We start from the raw sequence: 26,024 nt of genomic DNA on the forward strand, positions 1-26,024 counted from the left end.
GTCCCCCTCCGGGTTGTACGGCGGGCTCGCCGCCGACGGTGGTTTCGCCCCACAGGAGAACCGTCAGACGACGTCTTACCCGCACGGGTGGTGCGGGTGGGAAACACCCCGCGCCGAAGGCGCGGGCACCCCCCCCCGCGGCGGGAAAGCCGCAAGAGGCGCCCGCGCCCGAGCGGGTCAGCCGGCCCGGAAGACGGCCACCGTGCGGGCCGGGACGGTGAACGTGCCGGTCGCGGCGGTGTAGGCCGCGGTCTTGACCACCGGGTCGGAGCCGCGCGCCTGGACCGGGTGCAACCCGTACGCGTGCCCGGCCAGCGCAGCGACCCGCTGCGAAGCGGCCCGCGGCGTCGCGTTGAAGACGACCACCAGCGAGCCGACCGTCATCGTGATGACCCCCGGCGTCGCGTCCGCCCCCGACAGGGGGAAGCCCACCTCGCGCTGGACCTCGTCCGAGGTCGTGAGCCGGAAGCCCGGCTCACTCGTGCGGATCCGCAGCAGATCCTGGTACGCGGCGGAGGCGGAGCCCATCTCCGCGCACCCCGGCACCGCCGCGGAGTCGGTGAGCAGCGGCGTGGCGTAGGGCCACTTGTCGGCGTTGTCGGCGGCGGGGGGCAGCCCGCGCCCGATGCCGTTGCCCTGCGTGCAGTCCCAGTGGATCGCGTTGAACCAGTCGCCGGAGTCGAAGGAGTTGCGGTCCAGCGACTTGGACCGCAGCAGGTCGGATCCGGCCTGGTAGAGCGCGGGCCCCTGGGAGAGCGCCGAGGTGGCCTCGGCGAGGACCTGCATGCGGGCCCGGTCGGCGGCGGAGGTGCCGGCCGGGAGTTTGTAGGTGAGCGCGTCGTAGAGGGATTCGTTGTCGTGCGCGTCGGCGTAGGCGAGCGCGTCGCCGGGCGCGTCGGCGTATCCCGCGGGGGCGCCGTTGTAGTCGATCTCCGCGCCGGTGACCTTCTTGCCCGCGGAGTCGGTGAAGCTGAACTGCCGCAGGTTGCCGGTGAGTCCGACCTCGATGAGGTCCTGGTAGTGCAGGAGGCGGGCCTTCTGCTCCTCCGGGGTCCCGTTCGCGGTCGAGGAGTTGGGGTCGGTGTAGAGGCCGGAGGCGAAGCCCTGGACGCCGGGGTCGGCGTCGAAGGGGCTGCCGCCGCGGACGGCGTCCCGCGAACGGTCGGAGAAGGTCGCGATGCCGGTGCCGGCCATGTTCGCCTGCGTGGCCTGGACGAAGCGCGCGTTGTCGGCGACCTCGCCGAAGTTCCAGCCCTCGCCGTAGAGGATGATCTTCTTGCCGTCGACGCCGTCCTTGGCGAGGGTGAGCGCGTCGAGGGCCTTGCGGACGGCGAGGATGTTGGCCTTGGGGTGGTGGCCCATGAGGTCGAAGCGGAAGCCGTCGACCTTGTACTCCTTGGCCCAGGTGACGATCGAGTCGACGACGAGCTTGCCCATCATCGCGTTCTCCGGCGCGGTGTTGGCGCAGCAGGTGGAGTTGGCGACGGAGCCGTCGGGCATGAGCCGCTGGTAGTAGCCGGGCACGATCTTGTCGAGCACGGAGGTGTCGGCCTGCCCGGCGGCGGAGGTGTGGTTGTAGACGACGTCCATGACGACGCGCAGCCCGGCCCCGTTGAGCCCCTGCACCATCTGCCGGAATTCCCGGGTGCGGTCGGCCCCGTCGGGGTTCTTGGCGTACGAGCCCTCGGGCACGGTGAAGTGGTAGGGGTCGTAGCCCCAGTTGTACGCGTCGGTGGCCTGCTGCGCGGTGACGCAGGCCTGTTGGGCGTCGCTCGCGGGCCCGTACGAGGCCAGGTCGCAGGCCGGGGTGGTCTGGTCGGCGGTGCGCTCGGGGACGGTCGCGAAGTCGAACGCGGGGAGCAGGTGGACGTGAGTGACGCCCGCCTTGGCGAGGTCGCGCAGATGCGTCATGCCCGCGGACGAGGTGTCGGTGAAGGCGGCGTACGTGCCGCGATCGGCGGCGGGGACGGTGGTGTCGGCGGTGGAGAAGTCCCGGATGTGCAGCTCCTGGATCTGCGCCTGGCTCATGGGGACGGCGGCGGGCTTGCGCTCGCCGCTCCAGCCCTTGGGGGCGAGCTTCGGGTCGTCGAGGTTCACCAGCAGGCTCTGCTTCGAGTCGGCGGTCAGCGCGACGGAGTAGGGGTCGGTGACCTTGTTGACGACGAGCCGCTGGACGCTCGGCGCCCACACCGTCACGTCGAACAGATACGCCTTGCCCGTCCAGGACGTGGGGCCGCTGACCGACCACACGCCGCCGGCCGCGTCCTCGCGCATCGGGACGGTCTTCCCGCCGATCTCCAGCGCGACCTTGTGCGCGGTCGGCGCCCACACCGACAGGCTCGGCTTGCCGTGGGCGTCGAACACCGGGCCCAGCGTGGCGTGTTGGGCGGAGCCCGAGTAGAGGTCGTCGAGCACACCTTGGGTCTGCACACCGGTCGCCGCCAACAGAGCCCCGTTCGCGGCCCGTTGGGTCGCGACGAGCTGGCCGCGCAGCGCCTCGCGCACCCGGGAGCGGTCGCGCGGGTCGATACTGAAGGCCGAATAGCCCTTCAGCTGAGGGAATTCGGCGAGCTGCGCGGCGGTCAGGCCGCCGGGGATCTTCGTCAGCCGCAGCCACTTGCCCTCGCTGGACAGGGCGCCGTCCTTGACGGTGATGCCGCCGTCCGCGGCGTAGACGAGCTGCTGGGAGGCGGACGGGGCGGTGGTCTGCCAGGCGACGGTGTCGCGGTCGATCCACTGGGCCTGCGCCTTGCCGAGGTCCAGGTCGGCGCCGCTGCCCTGGGGCTGCGGCAGCAGGTAGGCGGGGGTGGCGTCCAGCAGCCACACCTCGTGGCCGGTGCCGGTGAGGTCGAGGGACTGGTCGCTGGGCAGGTCCTTGGTGTCGCCGTTGTGCAGGATGTAGCTCAGCGACGTGGCGCCCGCGGCGAGCGGCACCTCGTAGACGGCGCCGTAGGAGTCGATCCGGGTCGGCTTGAGCGGCGCGGTCCAGTCGGTGGGGTTCGCGGCGCCGGTCCAGGTGTGCAGGCCCCAGCCGTCGTAGTTCCCGTCCGCGCGGTGGTAGTGCAGGACGGCCTTCGTCGTGTCCTGCGGCGGGTAGGCGCCGTCCGGGGCGCTGGTGGCCACGGCCGGGCTGCCCTGGCTGATCCAGACCTCGCCGCTGGTGGTGAGGTCGATCGCGCGGTCGCCGTCGGTGTCCTTGACGCCGTCCTTGTTCACGACGATGAAGCCGACGCTGGAGGCACCCGGCTTGAGCTTGACGTACGCGAAGGCGCCGTAGGCGTCGCGGCCGGTGAAGGCGTGCCCGGCGGGCCAGGTCGTGGCCTCGCCGTCGGCGATGTCGCCCCAGGCGTAGAGGTTCCAGTCGGCATAGTCACCGTCCGGCCTCTTGTAGTGCACGATCGCGTAGTCGTGGCTGATCGCGGTCGGCGGCGCGCTGACGGGGGCCGTACCGGTCACCGTCGCGGCGGTCGCGGACGCGGTGCGCCCGCTCGCGTCCACCACAACGGCCTTGTAGCGCACGGGTGTTCCGGCGGCCGTGGCGGCGTCGAGCACCTGCGTCACCTTGTACGGCGCGTGGTCGGCCGAACCGAGCACCTTCCAGGGGGCGTTGCCGACCTGCGCGGCGAACACGACGCGGTTCAGGCCGCCTCCGCTGACGTCGGCGGAGAGTTCGACGGTGCCGGTGGCACCGGCGGCGGGCGCGGTGAGCGTCAGCTTCGGGGCGGTCGCGGGCTTCGGCAGCGGCTTCGCGGCGTGCAGCACGACGGCCTGGAGCGGCGGCACGGTCACGGTGAGGCTGCCGCCGTCACCGGTGGTGAAGGAGCCGGTCGTGCCGTAGAGCCCGGTGTAGGCGGCGCCCGCGGTGTTGCCGGTCGGGACGGTCACCTTCTGCGCGGTGGTGGCGTTGTTGACGGCCACCAGGTAGTCGTCGCGGCTCGCGGTGTCGGTGCGGGAGTAGGCGTAGACGCCGGGCCCGTCGCCGGGGGCGGCGTAGCGCTCGGTCTGGACGCCGTCGCGCAGCGCCGGGTGGGCCTTGGTGAGCTGCGACAGCGCGGCGATCGTGCGGTAGAGGGGGTGCCGCGGGTCGTAGGCGTCGCTCGCGGCGGTGCGGTCGGTGCCGATCTCGTCGTCGTCGAGGTAGTCGGCGACCTGCGAGGCGAACATCGTCTGCCGGGCGTTCTTGTCGCCGCCGGGGGCGCCGGTGAAGCCCTGCTCGTCGCCGTAGTAGACGACCGGGTTGCCGCGGCCGAGGAACATCACCTCGTTGGCCAGCTCGTCCCGCCGGAGCAGTTCGGCGTCGCTCGCGCCCGGGTTGTCCTGGGCGAGGAAGCTGCCGATGCGGCCCATGTCGTGGTTGCCGAGGAAGGTGACCTCCTCGTACGCGTTGGCCTTGTCCGTGGTGTAGCGGTAGTCCTGGCCGTAGACGCCTGCGAGCTTCGCGGGCGAGGCTCCTTGCGAGGCGTAGGAGCGGGCGGCGTCCTGGAAGGGGAAGTCGAGCGTCGCGTCCAGGCGGCCCTGGGTGACGTACGGCGAGGTGACGGCGGGGTCGGCGTCGTAGGTCTCGCCGAACATGAAGAAGTTCTTCCGGCCGTGCTGCGCCGCGTAGGCGTCGAGCGCGGTGGCCCACTGGGTCCAGAAGGGCATGTCGACGTTCTTGACGGTGTCGATGCGGAAGCCGTCGACCGCGAAGTCCCTGACCCACTTCTCGTAGATCTGCTCCATGCCGTGCACGACCTCGGGGCGCTGCGTCCACAGGTCGTCCAGGCCGGTGAAGTCGCCCTGGTCCGCGCTCTCGCCGGCGAAGGTGGAATCCCCGCGGTTGTGGTACATCGTGGGGTCGTTGAGCCAGTCCGGCACCTTGGTGTGCTTCTGGTCCGCGGGCACGGTGGGGGTGCGCGGGAAGGACGCGGCGGTGACCTTCGGGAAGCCCTTGGTCCCGGCCGCGTAGGTGTCGTCGTCGAAGGGCGTGCCGTCCGCGGAGATGTACGGGAAGGCGCCCTTGGCGAGGTAGGTGTAGGTGCTGTCGGTGTTGCCGATGACGTCCGCGGTGTGGTTGGTGATGACGTCGAAGAAGACCTTCATGCCCTTGGCGTGGGCCGCGGAGATGAGCTTGCGCAGGTCGTCGTTGGTGCCGAAGTGCGGGTCGACCTGGGTGAAGTCGGTGATCCAGTAGCCGTGGTAGCCCGCCGAAGCGTCGGCTCCCGTCCCCTGCACGGGCTGGTTCTTGAAGATCGGCGCCATCCAGATGGCGGTGGTGCCGAGGCCCTTGATGTAGTCGAGCTTCTGCGTGAGGCCCTTGAGGTCGCCGCCCTGGTAGAAGCCCTTGTCGGTGGGGTCGTAGCCGGTGGCGAGGCGGCTGCCGGTGAGGCCGCCGCGGTCGTTGGACGGGTCGCCGTTCGCGAAGCGGTCCGGCATCACGAAGTAGAACTGCTCGCGGGTGTCGTCGTGCCGGGCGGCCTGCCCGGCGAGCGCCTTGTCGGAGGGCGGCGCGGGCGGCTTCGGCGCGCCGTGCGCGGCCGCGGCCGGTCCGAGGGGGACGAGGGCGGCCAGCGCCGCGAGGGCGGTGGCCGTGGCCAGGCGCCGTATACGGCGGCGGCGTCTGATCCGGTACGCGGGCAGCCTGAAGTCCAGGGCCACGGGCGGTTCTCCTTGCTGGGGACAGCCTCGCGCCCGGGTCCACGCGCATGAACCGGTCGCCACTGCGGCGTCGGTGCCGAAGCTGTCCGGGAAGGTATCCCCGCAAGGGCGGTTGCAGCAAGAGGCTGTAACCACTTCCCGTCATCGGGGCGTTCGCGGCGCGCCCGCACCCCCTTCCGTGCCGGGGCGCCACGGGCCGGACACCCGCCCGTACGGCTCGGGCTTGCGTACGAGGGGCCCGCCGTACGGCGTACGCCGGAGCACGGCCAGGTCACGGCCGCATCACGGATGAAGGATCTTGCAGAAAATTTCTTGCAGCCTCTTTCGCAAGGCATTACAACGCTGTTACTTTCCTGCCCAGCCCGACGGCCCGCAGGGACGACATCGGCCGGCATCCAGCCTGGCCTGGGCGAACGGGCACTTCCCTCATCAAGGAGTCAGGTATGCGACGCGGCATATCCGCCGTGGCGATGGCCGCGGCCATCGTTCTCGGGGCAACCGCCTGTGGCGGCAGTGGTAGCGACGACAAGAGCGACAAGGCGGCGCCCGCCAAGGACCCGGCGGCGGTCTCCGGGACGATCACCTACTGGGACACCTCCGACGCCAAGAACGAGGCCCCGACCTACCAGGCCCTCGTCAAGGACTTCGAGGCGAAGTACCCGAAGATCAAGGTCAACTACCAGAACGTCGACTTCGGCACCGTGGAGCAGAAGTTCAAGGCGGCGGCGCAGAGCGGCAAGGGCGCGCCCGACGTGGTCCGCACCGACGTCGGTCTGATCCCGGAGTACGCCTCGCTGCACTACATCGCCCCGCTGGACGGCACCGCGGCGCTCAGCGACACGCAGGACTTCCTGGCCGGGCCGATGAACACCACCAAGTACGAGGGCAAGACCTACGGCGTGCCGTCGGTCACCGACACCCTGGGCTTGCTCTACAACAAGGACATCTTCGCCAAGGCCGGCATCACCAAGCCGCCGGCCACGTGGGACGAGCTGATCGCCGACTCCGCCACGATCAAGGCGAAGGTGCCGGGCGTCGCGGGCACGTACATCAACCCCGACTCGTACTTCCTCTTCCCGGTGCTGTTCGGTGAGGGCGCCGACCTCGCCGACCCGGCGGGCAAGAAGGTCACGGTCAACTCGCCGGAGGCCGTCAAGGCGGTCACCGAGGCGAAGAAGATCTACGACACCTCCTCGCTGAAGATCGACTTCGCGAGCGCGTACGACAACATGCAGACGTCCTTCAAGACCGGCAAGGTCGCCATGCTCGTCCAGGGCCCCTGGTCGGTCGGCGACGACCTGACCGGCTCGGCCTTCCAGGGCAAGGAGGACAACCTCGGCTTCGCCCCCGTCCCGGCAGGCTCGACCGGCAAGGCGCAGGCCCCGACCGGCGGCCACGACCTCGCGGTCTACCAGGGCTCCAAGAACCTGGACGCGGCCTACCTCTTCACGCAGTTCATGACGTCCTCGGCCAGCCAGCAGACGATCGCCGCGAAGAACGGCACGCTGCCGACCCGGACGTCGGCCTACACCCCCGAGGTGCTGAAGAACCAGACCATCGCGGGCTTCAAGCCGATCATGGACACCGCCCGGCCGCGCGTCGCGCTGCCTCAGGTGGGCAGCCTGTTCACGCCGCTCCAGCAGGAGTACATCAAGATCCTCCAGGGCAAGACCTCGGTCCAGGACGGCCTGGACGCGGCGGCCAAGGAGTTCGGCAAGCTGCTGCCGGGCTACACCGTGCAGTAGCCGCCCGCGCACTCCGGACCGGCCGGCCGGGGCCCCCGCCCGCGACCCGCGGGCAGGGGTCCACGCGCCCGGCCGGCCGGTCCGGTCCCCCGCCGCCGCACCCCACCGCCGTAGATCCGCCATCCCCACGCACCGCCGTGGACCAGCCGAGAGAGCCGAGGAGCGATGACCACCGCCACCATGGACGACCCCGCCCCGGGGACGGCCGCCCGCCCGCCGCGCAAGCCGCGGCCCGGCCTGATCACCATGCTCAGGCGCTCCTGGGACCGGTACTGGTACGCCTGGGCGATGGTCGCCCCGGCCGTGATCGTGCTGGCCGTCCTGGTCTTCTACCCGCTCGGCTACGGCACGTACCTGTCGCTGACCAACGCCAACGAGACGAACGTCGCCAAGGACATCGGCCCGGTGCACATCGGCGCCAGCTACCACTGGGTGGGCCTGCACAACTACTGGCAGATCCTCTCCGGCAAGGACGGCGACTTCTACCCGCGGCTGGAGTGGACGCTGGTGTGGACGGTCGCGTGTGTCGCGATCACCTACTCCCTCGGCCTGGCCATGGCGACGCTGCTCAACCGCAAGGTGCGATTCCGGCTCTTCTACCGGCTGTGCCTGATCCTGCCGTGGGCGGTGCCGGCCTTCATCGGCGTCTTCGCCTGGCGGCTCATGCTCAACTCGCAGTACGGCGTCTTCAACGACATCCTCACCAGTGTCGGGCTGCCCGCGCAGGACTGGCTCGGTTCACCGATGTCGCAGAAGATCGCGGTGATCATGGTGAACGTCTGGGTGGGCGTGCCGTTCATGATGGTGGCCCTGCTCGGCGGCCTCCAGGCGATCCCCGGTGAGCTGTACGAGGCCTCCGAGATGGACGGCGCCTCCCCGTGGCAGCGCTTCGTCAACGTCACCCTGCCGGGCCTGCGGCCGGTGACCAGCACCGTGATCCTGCTCAGCACGGTCTGGACCTTCAACATGTTCCCGATCATCTACCTGCTGCTGGGCAACAACACCACCGGTGACACCGACATCCTCGTGACGCACGCGTACGAGAAGGCCTTCACCGGGGTCTCCGACTACTCGGGGGCCGCCGCCTACGGAATCGTCATCCTGATGATCCTCCTGGCCTTCTCCACCTTCTACCGCCGCCAGACGAAGCCCGAGCAGGCCTAGGAGCCGGATCAGCATGAGTGCCACCACCCACACCGGCCCGGCCGCCGCCACGTCCGCCCGGCCCGCCACCGCCACCCGGCACCGCGCGCGGGGCGAGCGCAGCCGCGGCGCCTCGATAGCCCTGCACACGACGCTGCTGGTCGCGAGCGCGATCGCCGTCTTCCCCGTGCTGTGGATCCTCTTCATCTCGCTCGGCCCCAGCAGCGCGTGGCAGCAGCCGCACGAGGTGGTGCACCACCTGGGCCTGGGCAACTACCGCTTCGTGCTGCTGCACTCCGACTTCCCGAAGTGGTTCGGCAACTCGGTGATCGTGGCCGGCTGCACCACCGCGCTCGGCGTGCTGGTCTCGGCGAGCGCGGGTTACGCGATCTCCCGGATGCGCTTCCCCGGGCACCGCATGCTCATGTGGAACTTCCTGGTCACGCAGATGTTCCCGATGGCCGTGCTGATCGTGCCGCTGTACAACCTGCTGGCGCAGCTCGACCTCATCGACACCTACGCCGGGCTGGTCCTCGTCTACTGCACGATCGCGGTGCCGTTCTGCGCGTGGATGCTCAAGGGCTACTTCGACACCATCCCGCGCGAGATCGACGAGGCGGGCCGGGTCGACGGGCTCACGCCGTTCGGCACCTTCTGGCGGCTGATCGTGCCGCTGGCCCGCCCGGGTCTGGCCGTCACCGCCTTCTACAGCTTCCTGACCGCGTGGGGCGAGGTGGCCTACTCCGCCCAGTTCATGAGCAGCGACCACTCCACCCTCGCGGCGGGCATCCGCACCTTCGCCTCCGACCAGCGCGCGGACTGGGGCTCCATGACCGCCGCGTCGGTACTGATCGCGATACCCGCGGCGATCGTCTTCCTGCTCGTCCAGAAGCACCTGGTGACCGGTCTGACGGCCGGCGGCACCAAGGGCTGACCCGCCCCGCAATCCCCCCGCACCCCGCACCGCACGCACGTACGTATGTCCGCCGCCCGACCCGGTCCGCTCCGGGGCGGAGCAGCGGACCCGCACCCGACAAGGGAATCCATGAGCCAGCACCTCTCCGACGCGCCCCGCTCCGCCGCCGCTCCCGCTGCCGCTGCCGCCGGGCACAGAGACTGGTGGCGCGATGCGGTCATCTACCAGGTGTACCCGCGCAGTTTCGCCGACGGAAACGGTGACGGCATGGGCGACCTGCCCGGCGTCACCGCCCGGCTGCCGTACCTGCGCGACCTCGGCGTGGACGCGGTGTGGCTGTCGCCGTTCTACGCCTCCCCGCAGGCCGACGCCGGCTACGACGTGGCCGACTACCGCGCGGTCGACCCGATGTTCGGCACCCTCAGCGACGCCGACGACCTGGTACGCACCGCGCACGGGCTGAACCTGCGGGTCATCGTCGACCTGGTGCCCAACCACTGCTCCGACCAGCACGAGTGGTTCAAGCAGGCGCTGCGCGAGGGCCCCGGGAGCGCGATGCGGGACCGCTTCCACTTCCGCCCCGGCAAGGGCGCGGCGGGCGAGCTGCCGCCCAACGACTGGGAGTCCATCTTCGGCGGCCCCGCCTGGACCCGCACCACGGACCCGGACGGCGCCCCCGGCGAGTGGTATCTGCACCTCTTCGCGCCCGAGCAGCCGGACTTCAACTGGGACCACCCGGCGGTGCACGACGAATTCCGCTCCGTTCTGCGCTTCTGGCTCGACCTCGGCGCCGACGGCTTCCGTATCGACGTCGCGCACGGCCTGGTCAAGGCCGCGGGCCTGCCCGACATCGGCCACGCCGAGCAGCTGTCGCTGCTGGGCAGCGCGCCCATGCCGTACTTCGACCAGGACGGGGTGCACGAGATCTACCGCGACTGGCGGCGGATCCTCGACGAATACCCGGGTGAGCGCATCGGTGTGGCCGAGGCGTGGACGCCCACGCTGGAGCGCGCCGCGCTCTACCTGCGGCCCGACGAGCTGCACCAGGCCTTCAACTTCGAGTACCTGGGCACCTCGTGGGATTCCGCCGAGCTGCGCCGGGTCATCGACCGCTCGCTGACGGTCATGGGCGCGGTCGACGCGCCGGCCACCTGGGTGCTGTCCAACCACGACGTCACCCGGCACACCACCCGCTTCGCCAACCCGCCGGGTCTGGGCACCCAGCTGCGCGAGGCCGGCGACCGCGAGCTGGGCCTGCGCCGCGCGCGGGCCGCGACGCTGCTGATGCTCGCGCTGCCCGGCTCGGCGTACCTCTACCAGGGCGAGGAGCTGGGCCTGCCGGACGTCACCGACCTGCCGGACGAGGTGCGGCAGGACCCGTCGTTCTTCCGCGCCGCCGGGCAGGACGGCTTCCGCGACGGCTGCCGGGTGCCGATCCCGTGGTCGGGCAGCGAGCCGCCGTACGGCTTCGGCCCGGACGCGGGCGGCCCGAGCTGGCTGCCGCAGCCGGCGAGCTGGGCGGGGTTGAGCGTCGAGGCGCAGACCGGCGACCCGGACTCGACGCTGGAGATGTACCGCTCGGCCCTGGAGCTGCGCCGCAGCCTCCCGGCGCTGGGCGCGGGCACCGAGGTGGTGTGGCTGGACGCGCCCGACGGCGTGCTGGCCTTCCGGCGGGACGCGGCCTCCGCGGACGGCGGCGAGGGCTTCGTGTGCCTGGTCAACCTGACCGCGGAGCCCGTCACGCTGACCGTGCCGGAGGGCCGCGCGCTGCTCTCCAGCGCGGCGGGGGGCGCCGGGACGAACAGTGATCTTCGCGGCACCGGCGGCGTTGCCGTCACAATCGCCGCTGACACGACAATTTGGTGGGCGATCTGACGTGGTGGCATTCCGTCCAATAGCATCCGGTGCTGTGACCGCGCGGCTCGCAGACATCGCAGCGCAGGCGGGGGTCAGCGAAGCGACGGTCAGCCGGGTCCTCAACGGCAAGCCGGGCGTGTCCGCGACCACCCGCGAATCAGTGCTGGCCGCGCTCGACCTGCTGGGGTACGAGCGCCCGGTCCGGCTGCGGCAGCGCAGCGCGGGCCTGGTCGGGCTCATCACGCCCGAGCTGGAGAACCCGATCTTCCCCGCCTTCGCGCAGATCATCGGGCAGGCCCTGACCCGCGAGGGCTACACGCCGGTGCTGGCCACCCAGACGCCCGGCGGCTCCACCGAGGACGAGCTGGTGGAGATGCTGGTGGAGCGGGGTGTGGCCGGCATCATCTTCGTGTCGGGGCTGCACGCCGACTCCACCGCGGACATGGAGCGCTACGCCCGGCTCCAGGGCCAGGGCGTGCCCTTCGTGCTCATCAACGGCTTCACGGAGAAGGTCAACGCGCCCTTCGTGTCGCCCGACGACCGCGGCGCGATGCGGCTCGCCGTCACCCATCTGGCCGCGCTGGGGCACCGGCAGATCGGCCTCGCGGTCGGGCAGAAGCGTTTCGTCCCCGTGCAGCGCAAGATCGAGGGCTTCGTCGCGTCGATGACCGAGGTGCTCGGATCGACGCCGGACGAGGCGCACGCGCTCATCCAGCACTCGCTGTACACCCTGGAGGGCGGTCAGGCCGCGGCCGGGGCGCTGATATCGGCGGGCTGCACCGCGGTCGTGTGCGCCTCCGACATGATGGCGCTCGGCGCGATCCGGGCGGCCCGCCAGCAGGGCCTGACGGTGCCCGGTGACGTGTCGGTCGTCGGCTTCGACGACTCGCCGCTCATCGCGTTCACCGACCCGCCGCTCACCACGATCCGGCAGCCCGTCACCGCGATGGGCCAGGCCGCGGTCAACGCGCTGCTGGAGGAGATCGCCGGCACCCCGGCGCCGCACAGCGAATTCGTCTTCCTGCCCGAGCTGGTCGTCCGCGGCTCCACCGCGGCCGGTCCGAGCGGGCAGGGCGCGCCGCTGCCCGCGCAGGGCGGGGTGGCTCGAACCACCCGGTCGGGCGACGACCCGGCCGGAGTCTGAGCCGTACCAGGGGACACATCTGGCAGACTGGTGTCCTATGGGGGAACCGACTGCGAAGACCGCGAATGAGACGGATGACCGATCCGCCTCGGCGCAGCGCTCCAGCGGATCCCGGGCCGCCGCCGTCGTGTCCGGCACGTCCGGGTCCTCGGGCGGGAGCGGCACCGGTGAACCGGGCCTGGCCCGTACGCTGCTGGATCGGCTGCGCACCCCGCGTCAGCCCAAGTTCTGGTTCGAGATCCTGCTGATCGGCGTCAGCTACTGGCTGTATTCACAGATCAGGAACGCCGTCCCGGAGCAGCAGGTCGTCGCGCTGCGGCACGCCGACGCCGTCTGGGCCCTGGAGCACCACCTCGGGCTGGCGTTCGAGCGCTCGGTCAACCACGCCGTGAACTCGGTGACGTGGCTGATCGTGGGGATGAACTACTACTACGCCACGCTGCACTTCTTCATCACCATCGGCGTGCTGGCGTGGCTCTACCTCTACCACCCCTCGCGCTACGGCCCCGCCCGGCTGGTGCTGTTCGTGACCACCTGGGTGGCCCTCGTCGGCTTCTGGGCCTACCCGCTGGCGCCGCCGCGGCTGATGAAGGGCGGCGGCTTCATCGACACGGTGCTGGTGCACCACACCTGGGGCTCGCTGTCGCAGGGCAGCCTGGCGAAGGTGTCCAACCAGTACGCCGCCATGCCGTCGATGCACATCGGCTGGTCGCTGTGGTGCGGGATCACGATCATCTCGCTGGCCAAACCGCTGTGGGCGAAGATCCTGGGCGGGCTGTACCCGGTGTTCACGCTGCTGGTGATCGTGTCGACCGGCAACCACTTCTGGATGGACGCGGTCGGCGGCGCGGTGTGCCTGGCCTTCGGCTTCGGCGTGGTGTGCCTGATCTACGGGCGGTGGGTGTACGCGCTGCCGAAGTTCGCGACGGGCGCGTTGATACTGGAGGACAAGGCGGGCGACGGCGGGGGCGTCGTCCTGCGCCGCAAGAGCCGGTCGTGAGGGCGCCGCTGGTGGGGGCTCAGCCCTCGTAGAACAGGCGCTCCACGACCGCCCGCGCGCGGCGGGTGCGGCGGCGGTAGTCGTCGAGCATGTCGCCGACGTGGCCGGGTGGGAAGCCCAGGTAGCGGCCCACCGCGGCCAGCTCGCGGCCGTCGCCGGGGAAGGTGTCGCCGGGGCGGCCGCGCACCAGCATGACGGCGTTGCGGACCCGGGTGGCCAGCACCCACGCCTCGTCCAGCACCTCCGCGTCCACCGGGTCGACGAGTCCCGCCCCCGCCGCGGCGGCGAGCGCGGTCCGGGTGCCGGTGGTGCGCAGTTCGGGGAGCCGGCCGGCGTGCTGGAGCTGGAGCAGCTGGACCGTCCACTCGACGTCGGAGAGCCCGCCGCGGCCCAGCTTGGCGTGCAGCGTCGGGTCGGCGCCGCGCGGCATCCGCTCGGACTCCATCCGCGCCTTGAGCCGGCGTATCTCGCGTACGGCCTCGTCCTCCAGGCCGCCTTCCGGGTAGCGCAGCGGGTCGACGAGGGCGGTGAAGCGCTCGCCGAGCCCTTCGTCGCCCGCGACCGGGGTGGCCCGCAGCAGCGCCTGGCTCTCCCACACCAGCGACCAGCGGCGGTAGTAGGCCGCGTAGGAGGCGAGGGTACGGACCATCGGGCCGCTCTTGCCCTCGGGCCGCAGGTCGGCGTCGACGAGCAGCGGCGGGTCGGCGGTGGGGATCTGGAGCAGCCGGCGCAGCTCGTTGGCGACGGCCAGCGCGGCGCGCCCGGCCTCCTCCTGGTCGGCGCCGTCGTGCGGCTCGTGGACGAACAGCACGTCGGCGTCCGAGCCGTAGCCCAGCTCGCGGCCGCCGAAGCGGCCCATGCCGATGACGCAGAAGCGGGTGGGCAGCGGCCGGGCGTCGCCCCCGGTCACGGCGTTGACGGCGGCCCGCAGCGCGCCCGCGACGGTCGCGGAGGTCAGGCCGAAGACCGCGCAGCCGACCCGGTCGACGAGCGCGGCCGGGCTCACCCGGTCGCCCTCCCCCTCGACGTCGTCGCCGTAGGTGTCGACGAGGTCGCCCGCCGCGGTACGGAACAGCTCGCGGCGGCGCACCCCGCGGACGGCGGTGATGGCCTGCTCGGGGCTGTCGGCGCGGCCCACGGCGGCCAGCACCTCCTGCTCCAGCGCGGTGTGGTCGCGCGGGGCCAGGCCCTCGGCGGAGCCGAGCGTCGCGACGGCCTCGGGGGCGCGCATCAGCAGGTCGGGGGCGAGCCGCCCGGAGGACAGCACGCGGGCCAGCCGCTGGGCGGTGGCGCCCTCGTCGCGCAGCAGCCGCAGATACCAGGGCGTCTTGCCGAGCGCGTCGGAGACCTTGCGGAAGCCGAGCAGGCCCGCGTCCGGGTCGGCGGAGTCCGCGAACCAGCCGAGCAGCACCGGCAGCAGGGTGCGCTGGATGGAGGACGCGCGGCTCACCCCGCTGGCGAGGGCCTCCAGATGGCGCATCGCGGCGGCCGGGTCGTCGTAGCCGAGCGCCTGGAGGCGCTGCCGGGCCGCGTCGGTGCTGAGCCGGGTGTCGTCGGTGCCGAGCTGGGCGACGGATTCCAGCAGCGGGCGGTAGAAGAGCTTCTCGTGCAGCCGCCGCACCTCCATGGCGTGCCGCTTCCACTCCCGGTTGAGGCTCGCGACCGGTTCCGAGCGGTAGCCGAGGCCCCGGCCGAGGCGGCGCAGGCCCGCCTCGTCGTCGGGGACGAGGTGGGTGCGGCGCATCTTGTGCAGCTGGATGCGGTGCTCCATGAGCCGCAGGAAGCGGTAGGCGGCGTCGAGCGAGGCGGCGTCGGCGCGGCCGACGTAGCCGCCCTCGGCGAGCTGCCCGAGGGCGGTGAGGGTGGTGGCGCTGCGCAGCGAGGGGTCGGTGCGGCCGTGCACGAGCTGGAGCAGCTGCACCGCGAACTCGACGTCCCGCAGGCCGCCGGGGCCGAGCTTCAGCTCGCGCTCCACCTGGGCGGCGGGGATGTTGTCGACGACCCGGCGGCGCATCTGCTGCACGTCGGTGACGAAGTGGTCGCGCTCGGCGGCCTGCCACACCAGCGGGCGTATCGCGGCCAGGTACTCGGCGCCGAGCGCGGGGTCGCCCGCGACCGGGCGGGCCTTGAGCAGCGCCTGGAATTCCCAGGTCTTCGCCCAGCGCGCGTAGTACGCCAGGTGGCTGGAGAGCGTCCGCACCAGCGGCCCGTTCTTGCCCTCGGGCCGCAGGTTGGGGTCGACGGGCCAGATCGTGCCCTCGGCGGTGGTGTCGGAGCAGATCCGCATCATGCGGACCGCGAGGCGGGTCGCGGCCTGGAGCGCCCGGGTCTCCGCGGCGGCGTGCGCGGGGTCGGCGGGGTCGGCGGGGTCGGTGGCGTCGGAGCCCTCGGCGCCCTCGGCGGGTTCAGCTACGAAAATGACGTCGACGTCGGAGACGTAGTTCAGCTCGTGGCCGCCGCACTTGCCCATGCCGATGACGGCGAGGCGGGCGGCCGCGGCGTCCTGCGGGGTCTCGGCGGAGGCGATGGCCAGGGCCGCACGCAGTGTGGCGGTCGCGAGGTCGGCCAGTTCGGCGGCGGTACGCACCAGGTCGCTGGTCCCGCACACGTCGCGCGCGGCGATCCCGAGCAGACAGCGCCGGTACGCCGCGCGCAGCGCGTCCGGGTCGGTGGCCGAGGCCAGGCCCCGCTCGAACTCGGCGACGCCCGGGTGCAGGTCGGCGGCTTCGTACGTGACGAGCGCGTGCCAGTCGGCGGGGTGCCGGGCCAGATGGTCGCCCAGGGCCTCGGACGCGCCCAGGACGCCGAGCAGCCGGTCGCGCAGCGGCTTCGCCGTCGTCACGGTGTCCAGCAGCGCCCGGCGCTCCTCGGGCGCGAGCGCCTCCACCAGCCGGACGAGCCCCAGCAGCGCGAGATCCGGATCCGCGGTGGCGCCCAGGGCCTCCAGCAGGACCGGATCGGTACGGACCTCCGCGAGCGCGTCCCCGTCGAGCAGCCGCTCGGCTCCCGCCGGGTCGGTGAACCCGTGCCGGAGCAGCCGGGTGAACGTACTGCTGCGGCGTCCCTGCATCGGCCCTCCCGGTCCGTCCCGTCCACCATATCGGCCCGCCCTGTGACCCGCGCCCCGGCGTGGGGCAGGTCCGGGGGCGGTCCCGGGGCGGGGCGGGCGGCCGGGTCAGCCGCGGTACGGCGGGGTGATGCCCCACTCCCAGCGCGGCATCGGCGACTCCGGCAGCGGCGGCGGGTTCGGGCCCGAGTAGAGCAGCGCCATCCGCGTACCCCACTCCAGGTAGTACGCGAGGACGGCGCGGAATTCCGGGTCGTCCGGCAGCCCGACCTCGTCCGCGGTGTCGGTGAGCAGCGCGACCCAGCGCCGCCGCTGCTCCTCGGTCAGGCCGCGCCCCAGGTGCCGGGAGGCCATGTGGCGGTGCCCGCCGTGCCCGGTGCTGTAGCGGGCGGGCCCGCCGAAGACCTCGCCGAGCCAGGCGGCGACGTGCTGCGGGTGGTCCGGGTGCATCCCGGCGAAGACCGGCGCGAGCACGCCGTCCTCCGCGACGCGCGCGTAGAAACGGGTGAAGAGCCTGTCGAAGGCCTCCGCGCCGCCCGCCCACGCGTACAGCGTCGGCACCGAGCCGCCCTTCCCGGCGACGTCCGTGACCTCGTAGTGCCGCATCTCCTCGACGGCCTCGACGTACGGCCTGATCTCGGCGAAGAACGCCGGGAAGTGCTCGCCCTTGCGGAAGCCCTCCAGGTGGTCCTCGGCGGAGGTCCAGCGGATCCGCAGGGTGTACGCGCCGGGGTCGTCGGCGCACCGGGCCAACTCGTAGTCCACGCAATGCTCGGCTTGCCCGAGCGGTACGGCGGCGCGCGCGTACGCCTGCTCGAACCCCTGCCGGTCGGATTCGGCGATCCGGTAACGGATGTACTCGACAATCATGGGACGACCCAAACAACACGCCGGGCCCGACGGCAAGAACCCACCCGTTGGTGAGTAGCAGGAACAGGACACCCCCGATGACGACCGCACCCCCCGCCCCCGAGTCCCGCCGCGGACCCTCCTGCCCCGTCGAACTGACCCTGGAGGTCATCGGCGGCAAGTGGGCCACGGTGATCCTGGCCCACCTCAAGGAGGGCGTCCACCGCTACGGCGAACTCCGCCGCAGAATCCCCGCCGTGAGCGAGAAGATGCTGGTCCAGCGCCTCCGCACCCTCGAATCCCACGGCCTGATCCACCGCACGGCCACGGGCCCCAAAGGCGCGGAGATCGTCGAATACCGCCTCACGGAGGAGGGCACGACCCTCGTCCCCGTCCTCGACGCCCTCTACACCTGGGGCCTGTCCCGCGCGTCCCGCACCGGTGTCCGGTTCCCGCCCCTGGAATGAGCGATTCCGCTGCCGCGGGGCGGAATGAGGGTCGTTCTTGCGCCACGGCGCTCAGCTCCCGAAGGCGTACTCCAGGACATAGGCGGCGGAGTCGAGCACCATCTCGTTGACCTCGACGGGAGTGCCGTCTCCCGTGTACGCCGTGCGGCACACCAGCACGACGGGCGTGCCCGGCCCGAGTTCCAGCAGCCGGGCCTCCTCGGCGGAGGGCATCCGCGCGCGGACCTCCTCGCGGAAGCGCGCGGGCTCGTGCCCCAGCTCGGCGAGTCGGGCGTAGACCCCACCGGGCCCGGTGTCCTCCTCCGTGACGCGGGAGCCCGCGACGACCTCAGCCGGAAAGTACGAGGTCGCGAGCAGCACGGGCGTGCCGTCCAGCACGAAGCGCCGTCGCCGCACGACCACGGCGCCCGTCCCGAGCACCCCCGCGACCGCGTCCGGCGCCTCCACCTCGCCGACCTCCCCCACCTCCACGGCAAGCTCCCGACCCTCGGCGTCCGCCTCCCACACCGACCGCCCGCCGCTCCACCCCTCCCGCGCGAGCCGCGCGATCCCCCGCCGCCGCACGGGCCGAAAGCCACGCTCGTACGTCCCCTCCGCCCAACTGTCCACGGTCGTCATCGATCGTCCTCCCTGATCACGTCCAGGCACCGGCGGATCGCACCGGCACGTCCACGCCTACGTCAACAGCAGCTCGACGAGCATCACGGCGTACACCGGCGAGTCCGGAAACGGCTGGTCCTCCCCGACCTTCCGGTACCCCCATGACTCGTACAAGTCCTCCACCTTCGGGTGCGTCCGGTCCCACCAGCAGGACCGCCAGGTCGTGGTCCTGAGCATCCATCAGGGCCCGGTGCAACCGCCCGGACGTGCCGGCCTTCCGCCACGACTCGCGCACCACCAACTCGGAGAGGTGGAAGGTGCGCGACTTCTCCGGGGCCGGGTCCAGGTGGTCGCGCCACCACTCGCGGCCCTCCGCTCCCGGGGCGCCGTAGGCGAAGCCCGCCGGTTCGTCCCCGTCGTAGGCGATCACGCAGGAGAAACCGGGGTTGCCACCCCAGTGGTCCACGAACCACGGGAACTTCTGCCGGATCTTCGGAAGGTCGTCGTGGCCGTAGTGGCGCAGTTCCAGATCCCTCGGGGCTGGAGGCTGACCTGCGGTGACGCGGCCATCGTGCGGCTGAACAGCACAAACAATGTACGGCCCTTGCCCGCGGTACGCGCGGTTTGCCGCGCCCATGTGTGCTGAATCCGTGCCTCGCGTGACGCCGCACTCCTCAGCTCTACGGCCACGTACGCCGGATGGCCAACTCGCCAATCGCGTAGGCTGCTGGGCCCTTGCGCCCTACGGCCCGAACAATCTCTGGCTGAGCCCGGTGGATGCGCCGCACCATCTCGTCTATACGCAACTGCTGGTTGTCCAGATAGAACAAAACGGCCGAATGGTCCAGCAATGGACGCCGTTCATGCTCCTTGCCCTTGATCCGGCCGTCCTTGCACAACGGCACCCACTGGTGCTCCAGGCCGTATCTGATCCAGTCTTCGTCGGCGATATCCTGAGCATCGTCGGGAAACACGTCGGCAATCAGATGCAGCCGCCAACCCAGCGCGATCAGGTGGGCCGGGACGGCCCGGCCCAAGTTTCGGTCTACGCAGAACTCAGGCAGCTCGAGCGGTTCGACAGACCGCTTCGACCTGCTCACGCGACATTCCGAACTCGGCCCCCACGGTATCCAGCGATTCGCCGGCCTCCCACAGGTTCACGATCGCATCGACCTGGATCTTGTTCTCTGCGACCACAGGTGCGCCCCAGCCGAACCTCGGGTCGATGATGACTGGTGCAACGTCCGGATACTGGGCAAGCCGAAGCCGCTGCGGCGCTCTGCCGTCCGCATCCCAGGTGATGTACCGCAGATACTCCTCGATGACATCGCGGATGGGCCGCTGTCCGTCCCTGGCCCGCGCGAGGTCCCCGGCGTAGTCGACGAAAATGTCCACTCCATCCGTGGCGATGCGCCGCGTCGCAAGACCGAAGGGTTCGCCGAACTCGCGGCGCACCGTGCCTGCCGCCTCGCGGATCTTCTGAAAGCTCAGTCCCAGGTCTCGCAGAGCATGCAGTACGTATGCCTCCACGACGGCCACAAAGGGCACCGAAGGCCAGCCCTTCCGCTCCGCTACGACGGCGTGCACGAGGGGCTCCCCTGCCGCCGTCTCCGACAGCCACCGGTACATGGTGCTGGAGGCGATGCGAAGGTGCCGCGCGGTTTCCAACGGCGTCAAGATCGGATCCCGGAACTTGTCCATAGTCTCTGGCACCTCTTCCCCGCGTGTGTGATGCAGCTTTGCACATGAAGATGTCCACCCCCACCCAGTTCGGAACCGGACACTAGCGAAAGCCCCCTGCGCTCGTGAGACTCCTGCGCGACGTCACTGGAACGGGTGAACAGTCCCTACCGCATCCAGCGGATCTGGATCATCAAGACGGACTACTCCTGCAGTACTGGCTCGATCATCGCTGGGGCGAGGCTCCGCAGGGGAGAGACGGCCCTGCCGTTCCTCCACAGCCGCGCCAGTCCACACCGCAGAGTCGGCGGCGCTCGGCGGACCAACCGTCGGGGGCTCGGCGGCGACCGCAGTCCGGCAGTCCCGCAGTCCCGCAGTCCCGCAGTCCCGCAGTCCCGCAGTCCCGCAGTCCCGCAGTCCCGCAGTCCCGCAGTCCCGCAGTCCCGCAGTGAAGACTCTCCGTAAGCTTGCGGTTCTATGGTCCGCCGTCGAACAGGGCTCGAATTGTTCGGTAGCTGTTGTGGTCCGGCACCAGTGCCACCGCGCAGGACTCCGCGCGGTGTTGTTTCCCGAGTCGCTTCGATGTGGAGCACCTTTCCGACTACTCAAGCAGACGCTCGGCCGGACCGTCCCAAGCTCCGGGGCTCCCAGTCGTCGACCGCCGGGCATAGCTTGTCCCGGCCGTACACGCTCAGCTCCGCCTCGCGCCCCCCGGGCGCGATCGCCACTGCCCGTCGAAGCGTGTGGCAGACAAGCAGTCTCAGCCGCGGCCAGGCCCGCCCGCCTGGTCAGTCGTACGCCGGGGCTACGAGCCAAAAGTGCCGCCTGGCGAAGAGCGCGAAGGACGTCCGGCATGGACGACGTCGCCGTATTCTTCGTGCGCCATACCGAGCTTCTTCCACTTTGACGCACACCATTGGTGTGGTGGTCAGACTGCCCAGCTCGATGGGGATGAGAGGTTGAGATCACCGTGATCACTGGGTTGGACCACGTTGTCCTGGCGCAGGGCCAGCTCCCGCCGCGGTGGAGCGGTTTCTCGGGTCGTAGCCTGGGCTCCCGGCAAGGTCGGGGCACCCGCTGATCGCGGCGGCGTCCTCATCGCTCGTGACGAGCAGATGGAAGCCGACTGGAACCTGTCCGGCTACGTTCTCGACAAGCGTGGTGAAGGACCTCTGGCCCTTTACTACGAGCCGACAGGCTGGCAGTCGCTTCCAGCGGTCCCGTAGGAGGATCCGTACCGGCCGCGTCGGGTTCCGGTACGAGCCCTACGACATCACGGTCGTAGGGGCAGGGCTGTACCTCTTCACCCTGGTCACCCCTGACGACGGCGCTTTTACCCGCGCCGCTCTGGACACGCTGCTGCTCTCTGCCGGCACGGGGCAGGGGCAGGGGCAGCACGGCAGGCGACCTGACATGGCCGGCGACCCGGCTGCATCGTACGGAGGCGGGAAGGAGTGCCTTCACCAGGACGAATATGGAGCCCCCTGTCGGGTTCGAACCGACGACCTACCCTTTACAAGGTCTTCAGGGGCAGGTCGCTGACCTGCGGTGACACAGCGGGCCGACCGCTGACCAGCGGAAATGACGCTCGCCTCTTGCCAGGGGTGCGCACGGGCTTCCGGCCCCATGTGTGCCGAATCCGTGCCGTCGGACGACCGCGCCCGACAACACCGCCCGCCACCATCCACCTCCCTGGATTCCGCTTCGCAGCCATCTGCATCTGGTCAGCAGAATGATTTCGAAGGCCACAGGTGTCCGGTCCGGCTGTTACGGTGCCCAGGGACCGACGATCTCAGGGGAGTGGATGGGGGCCAGCAGAGGGTTGACTGCGGAGCGGCGGCGCCGGGCGGGGATCCTGCGCTTCTGGCGGGCGGTGGAGTACTTCAGCCCGCCCAAGGTGGATCCGGTCAACGCGAAGAACAGGATGTTCCCCGTCGGGGCGAACAGGCCGCTTCCGTGGGAGCCCGGGGCGTCGCCCAGCCAGGAGCGGATCAGTTCGAAGCTTACGTGGCAGCACACCGTGTACGCAGGCGTCTTCTCCATCGCCAAGGTGCGTGACGTCCTGTTGGAGGCGTTCCGTGCCCCGGAGATCGAGCAGGATTTCGACGGTCGCGTCAACGGCGACAGCGCCCTGCTCTCCTTCACCGTGAATGCCGAGGGGCTGCTGATCAAGGAGAGCGTCACGCTGTCCTCGTGCGCCTGGGCAGTGGGGCAGACTTTGGTACTCGGCCCGCACGACGACAGATGGCTGAACGGCTTCGATGAGGAGAGCACACAGCTGCTCCAGAGTCTGCTGGACCTCGGGGACGGCAAGATCGAAGTTGAGCGGCGTCCGGCGCCCGACCCGGAGGCTCCGTCGTCACCGCTCGGTCCTGTCGCGGGGCTCATGTCCCGGCTGGCCGTCACCGCCGCGAAGAGCGGCCTGGGGGTGGCGGCCACCGCGGTCGGCACCGCCCTCGGACCTGGCATGGGAACCGTTGCCGCGAGGCTGGTCGAGGACGTTGGCGGTGAGTTGGTCGACTCCGTCGCCACTCGACTCTCCGGCCAGGGAGCAGACGCAGAGGACACCGCTGACGGTGAGCCGGAGACGAATGAGGCGGAACCGGCCGACCAGCGCGAGGGGCCGCCGCCCGAGGTCGGCACGAAAGTCCTCGACGTGTACGACCTGGCGGCCGTCACCCGATGGGTGGCCGAGCAGCTGGGCGTGGCCGAGGCCTTGACACCGAACGCAATTCGTGTCAAGAGCTACCTGGTCTCGGCCAAGCACGCCGACGAATCGGTCGGCGAGATCTTCCTCAACAGCTTCTACGCCGACGACCTCAAACGGGTCGCCGACGTGCTCGAGGCGGGGCAGGCCGGTACCGCTCTGCTGGACTACCTGCGCTCCGAGGCGGAACTGGACGCCGTTCCCCGTTCCGATGTGCGCCGCGCACCCGAGACCGTCCTGCGGCACGTTCAGCCGTCGAGCATGCCCCTCGGGCGGTGGCCCGCCGACAACGACAAGCCGCTCGTCCTCAGTCAGCAGTTCGCGGTCAGCCGCATCGTCGAGACGCTAGGCGGCGATGACGGGCGCGGGGTCTTCGCAGTGAATGGTCCGCCGGGCACCGGCAAGACCACCATGCTGCGCGATCTGATCGCGGCCGTCGTGGTCAGTCGGGCCGAACGGCTGGCGACTCTGTCTGGCCCGGAGGACGCCTTCGCCCGAAATCCGTTGTTCTGGCGCACGGAGGAGAATGCGGGCAAGCAGTACCCCCGCACCATCCACCCACTGATCCCCGCGCTCACCGGTTTCGAAATGGTGATCGCCTCGTCCAACAACGGGGCAGTGGAGAACGTGACCCTGGAGGTGCCCGGGGCCCACGCGATCGGTGACACGTGGAAGCCGCACGCCGACTACCTCTCCGGCCCGGCCGGCATCTTGCTTGACGGCGACGCGTGGGGCGCCATCGCCGCACGTCTCGGACGGCGAAGCAACCGTTCCGACTTCGTCCAACGGTTCTGGTGGGGCGAGGCCCCGAAGGCCGCCGACTCCCGGCAGGAAACGGCCCGCACCGTGACGCCGCCCGCCCTAGGGCTCCAGAAGATGCTGCAACTTCAGATTGACCACGTCGCCGCCTCTTCCGGGAGTGCGGAGACATCGGCCCCCGGCACCAGCGGCACTGCCGGTACCGCCCAGGAGCCGCCCCTCGGGCGGGAGATATGGGACGACGCCGTTCGGCGCTTCACCCGAGCCCGGAGTAAGGTCCACGAGCTGGCGGCGGAGCGGCAGGCAATCGCCGACCTCGCCGCACGGATGGCGGGGCCGGACGCCCTCCTGGACGAGATGCTGGCGCGCGAGTCCGACGCGTACGCCGTTCTGCTGCGTCTCGGGGAGGAGATGCAACGCGCGGAGGCTGCGCTGGCCCACAGCTGGGCCGAGCAAGCCAGGCGTCAGGCGGCCACGTCCGCGGCGCGGACCCGGCTCGACCTGGCCGAGGCCGCGGCGCGGGACGGAGTGGAGCGCGTCAGGGAGAAAGAGGCGGCTCTCCACACCCACGGCGCCAGCAGGCCCGGTCTCATGAAGCGAGTGTTCGCACGCGAGGCCGTGCGGCGCTGGGAGTCCGGACGCGCCCCGTTCGTGGAGGCCCTCGAAGCCGCGGACGCCCGTCTCGCCACCCTGGAGTCCGCACGCGCCGCCACGCGAACCGAACTCCACTCCACGCAGGTGCGGTTGGACGAGGCGCTGATCGCTGTCCGGCGTGGAGAGGCGAAGGTCGCCCTATGCGAGCAGCTTCGCGACCGGCATGTCGCGGCAGCGGCCGACGTTGGCCGACAGGTCGACCGCAGACGCCGTGAGCGGGAGGCGGAGCAACGCCGTCTCGCCATCGCCCGGGAACAGTGGGGCGCGTCGGTGCCGGGGCCGGAGTGGCAGGCCGATCCCGATGACCGTGAGGCGATGGAGATACGGGAGCTGTCCGCGCCCTGGATGGACCCGGAGTTCGCGGAAGCGCGCGCTGAGCTCTTCCTCGCCGCCCTGGACCTGCATCGCGCACTGCTGGCAACCGCCCCCGACCGTATGCGCAAGAATCTTCAGGCCGCAATGGACGTGGTCAAGGGCCAGGCGCCAGCCGACCTCCCCGCGAAGACTGTGCTCGCGGCGTGGCAAATGCTGTTTCTGGTCGTGCCGGTGGTGTCGACCACGTTCGCGTCGATGGGGCGAATGTTCGACCGGCTGGGCAGTGAGGCCCTTGGCTGGCTCTTCGTCGACGAGGCAGGTCAGGCGGCACCGCAGGAGGTGGTAGGAGCCCTGTGGAGATCGCGCCGGGCCGTGGTCGTCGGCGATCCGCTCCAGCTCGAACCGGTGATCACCCTGCCGTGGACCGGCCAGCGGCGGCTCGCGGCGCACTACTCAGTAGACCGCCGATGGGCCCCCGCCGCGTCCTCCGTCCAGACCCTGGCCGACCAGCTCAACCCGTACGGGACCTGGCTGGGGAAGGAGGACGGCGAACACGTCTGGCTCGGCTCGCCCCTGCGAGTTCACCGCCGTTGCGATCGCCTGATGTTCGACGTCAGCAACAAGATCGCCTACGACGGAATGATGGTCTACGGCGTGACCCGGAATCAGGACGCGTTCACGTTGGTTCAGTGGAGCACCTGGCTGGATGTGGACTCGCTGCCGGGCGAGGACAAGTGGAACCCGCAGGAGGGAAAGGCCCTGGAAGAGTCCCTCAACCTGATCCGCCGACGCATCTCAGCGGCGCTTGAGGGGGAGCAGCCGGACGGCGTGGATCAGCAGTTCCCCCAGGGCACGGCCGGCGACGACATCGCCAAGGAACTGGCACGCCGCCTCAACGAGTCGGTGTTCGTCATCAGCCCGTTCCGCGACGTCGTCAGCGGAATCGGCAAGGTGGCAGCCAAGCACCTCAACTCCCGGCGCTACGGGACGGTCCACACAACGCAGGGCAAGGAGGCCGACATCGTGATCCTCGTCCTCGGCACCAGTTCCGCTCAGGTTGGATCCCGCAACTGGGCCTCCCAGAAGCCCAACCTTCTGAACGTCGCGGTCACTCGCGCACGACGCCGCCTCATCGTCATCGGCGACGTCGCTGACTGGTCTCGCCACCAATACTTCAAGGATCTCGCTAACCACGACCAGATCCACACATGGACGGCCCCACGCTAGCGGCTCGCCCTCGCCGCGCGAGGTTCGCATCCAGGCGCCCACCGGCCCGAGCACGCGGCCGTGCCCCTGGCCTGACAAGAAGAGGAGCCTCCTGTTGGATTCGAACCGACGACCTACGCGTTACAAGGGCGATGGTCATCGGGCCTGCTTCCCATAGGGTCGGTGCCGACCGCCACTCCCTCCCACGTAGCGGGGGCGCCGCGTCACACCCAGGGTGCACGGAGAGGCAGTGGCTGCGCGTCAACTACCGCGTCGCT

The 26,024-nt window shown here is 70.8% G+C and carries 13 protein-coding genes, 1 tRNA gene and 2 pseudogenes; 8 read left to right on the plus strand and 8 right to left on the minus strand.

Features of this window, described 5'->3' with window-relative positions; genetic code table 11:
• Positions 1 to 177: 177 nt before the first annotated feature.
• The gene (gene pulA, locus ACH4SL_RS32900; RefSeq protein WP_398453171.1) at positions 178 to 5,631 is read right to left on the minus strand and encodes a pullulanase-type alpha-1,6-glucosidase; all 5,454 of its coding nucleotides are present in this window, start codon (positions 5,629 to 5,631) and stop codon (positions 178 to 180) included.
• 449 nt (positions 5,632 to 6,080) lie between these two features.
• On the opposite strand from pulA, the gene ACH4SL_RS32905 reads away from it, so the two are divergent.
• The 6 genes from ACH4SL_RS32905 (at position 6,081) to ACH4SL_RS32930 (ending at position 13,442) form a co-directional block, all read left to right on the plus strand.
• On the plus strand, positions 6,081 to 7,382 hold the full coding sequence (locus ACH4SL_RS32905; RefSeq protein ID WP_398452683.1) for an extracellular solute-binding protein: 1,302 nt from the start codon (positions 6,081 to 6,083) through the stop codon (positions 7,380 to 7,382).
• 165 nt (positions 7,383 to 7,547) lie between these two features.
• Positions 7,548 to 8,546 (plus strand): carbohydrate ABC transporter permease, encoded by a 999-nt coding sequence (locus tag ACH4SL_RS32910; protein ID WP_398452686.1) that lies wholly within the window; start codon positions 7,548 to 7,550, stop codon positions 8,544 to 8,546.
• A 13-nt stretch (positions 8,547 to 8,559) separates the two neighbouring features.
• Entirely contained in the window at positions 8,560 to 9,459 is a 900-nt protein-coding gene (locus tag ACH4SL_RS32915; protein WP_398452688.1) for a sugar ABC transporter permease, read from the plus strand.
• Positions 9,460 to 9,570: 111 nt separating this feature from the next.
• Entirely contained in the window at positions 9,571 to 11,316 is a 1,746-nt protein-coding gene (locus ACH4SL_RS32920; RefSeq protein WP_398452690.1) for a glycoside hydrolase family 13 protein, read from the plus strand.
• Positions 11,317 to 11,350: 34 nt separating this feature from the next.
• Complete coding sequence (locus ACH4SL_RS32925; RefSeq protein ID WP_398452693.1) at positions 11,351 to 12,442, plus strand: LacI family DNA-binding transcriptional regulator; 1,092 nt, start codon at positions 11,351 to 11,353, stop codon at positions 12,440 to 12,442.
• Between the two features lie 37 nt (positions 12,443 to 12,479).
• Positions 12,480 to 13,442 carry a phosphatase PAP2 family protein gene (locus ACH4SL_RS32930; protein WP_398452696.1) on the plus strand — a complete coding sequence of 321 codons (963 nt, stop codon included), beginning with the start codon at positions 12,480 to 12,482 and terminating at the stop codon, positions 13,440 to 13,442.
• A 19-nt stretch (positions 13,443 to 13,461) separates the two neighbouring features.
• Here the strand turns inward: ACH4SL_RS32930 and ACH4SL_RS32935 are convergent, their stop codons facing one another.
• Positions 13,462 to 16,512 carry a bifunctional [glutamine synthetase] adenylyltransferase/[glutamine synthetase]-adenylyl-L-tyrosine phosphorylase gene (locus tag ACH4SL_RS32935; protein ID WP_398452698.1) on the minus strand — a complete coding sequence of 1,017 codons (3,051 nt, stop codon included), beginning with the start codon at positions 16,510 to 16,512 and terminating at the stop codon, positions 13,462 to 13,464.
• 105 nt (positions 16,513 to 16,617) lie between these two features.
• Positions 16,618 to 17,379, minus strand: coding sequence for a group II truncated hemoglobin (locus ACH4SL_RS32940; RefSeq protein ID WP_398452701.1), 762 nt, complete (start codon positions 17,377 to 17,379; stop codon positions 16,618 to 16,620).
• Positions 17,380 to 17,456: 77 nt separating this feature from the next.
• Here ACH4SL_RS32940 and ACH4SL_RS32945 point away from each other — a divergent pair, with 77 nt between their 5' ends.
• Positions 17,457 to 17,825, plus strand: coding sequence for a winged helix-turn-helix transcriptional regulator (locus ACH4SL_RS32945; RefSeq protein ID WP_398452703.1), 369 nt, complete (start codon positions 17,457 to 17,459; stop codon positions 17,823 to 17,825).
• A gap of 51 nt (positions 17,826 to 17,876) precedes the next feature.
• Here the strand turns inward: ACH4SL_RS32945 and ACH4SL_RS32950 are convergent.
• The 5 genes and pseudogenes from ACH4SL_RS32950 to ACH4SL_RS32970 form a co-directional block, all read right to left on the minus strand.
• Positions 17,877 to 18,416 (minus strand): annotated as a pseudogene (locus tag ACH4SL_RS32950) (UTRA domain-containing protein); the annotation flags it as partial.
• A gap of 84 nt (positions 18,417 to 18,500) precedes the next feature.
• A pseudogene (locus ACH4SL_RS32955) lies at positions 18,501 to 18,954 on the minus strand (GNAT family N-acetyltransferase).
• A gap of 151 nt (positions 18,955 to 19,105) precedes the next feature.
• On the minus strand, positions 19,106 to 19,525 hold the full coding sequence (locus ACH4SL_RS32960; RefSeq protein ID WP_398452705.1) for a toxin-antitoxin system, toxin component, PIN family protein: 420 nt from the start codon (positions 19,523 to 19,525) through the stop codon (positions 19,106 to 19,108).
• Positions 19,482 to 20,126 (minus strand): DUF433 domain-containing protein, encoded by a 645-nt coding sequence (locus ACH4SL_RS32965; protein WP_398452708.1) that lies wholly within the window; start codon positions 20,124 to 20,126, stop codon positions 19,482 to 19,484. The genes ACH4SL_RS32960 and ACH4SL_RS32965 overlap by 44 nt, the downstream gene beginning before the upstream one ends.
• Before the next feature lie 1,454 nt (positions 20,127 to 21,580).
• Positions 21,581 to 21,680, minus strand: a tRNA-OTHER gene (locus tag ACH4SL_RS32970).
• Positions 21,681 to 21,909: 229 nt separating this feature from the next.
• Here ACH4SL_RS32970 and ACH4SL_RS32975 point away from each other — a divergent pair.
• On the plus strand, positions 21,910 to 25,767 hold the full coding sequence (locus ACH4SL_RS32975; protein ID WP_398452710.1) for an AAA domain-containing protein: 3,858 nt from the start codon (positions 21,910 to 21,912) through the stop codon (positions 25,765 to 25,767).
• The last annotated feature ends 257 nt before the right edge of the window (positions 25,768 to 26,024 follow it).

Origin of the sequence: Streptomyces sp. NPDC021020 (assembly GCF_044333285.1) — a bacterium.
Classification (GTDB): Bacteria; Actinomycetota; Actinomycetes; order Streptomycetales; family Streptomycetaceae; genus Actinacidiphila.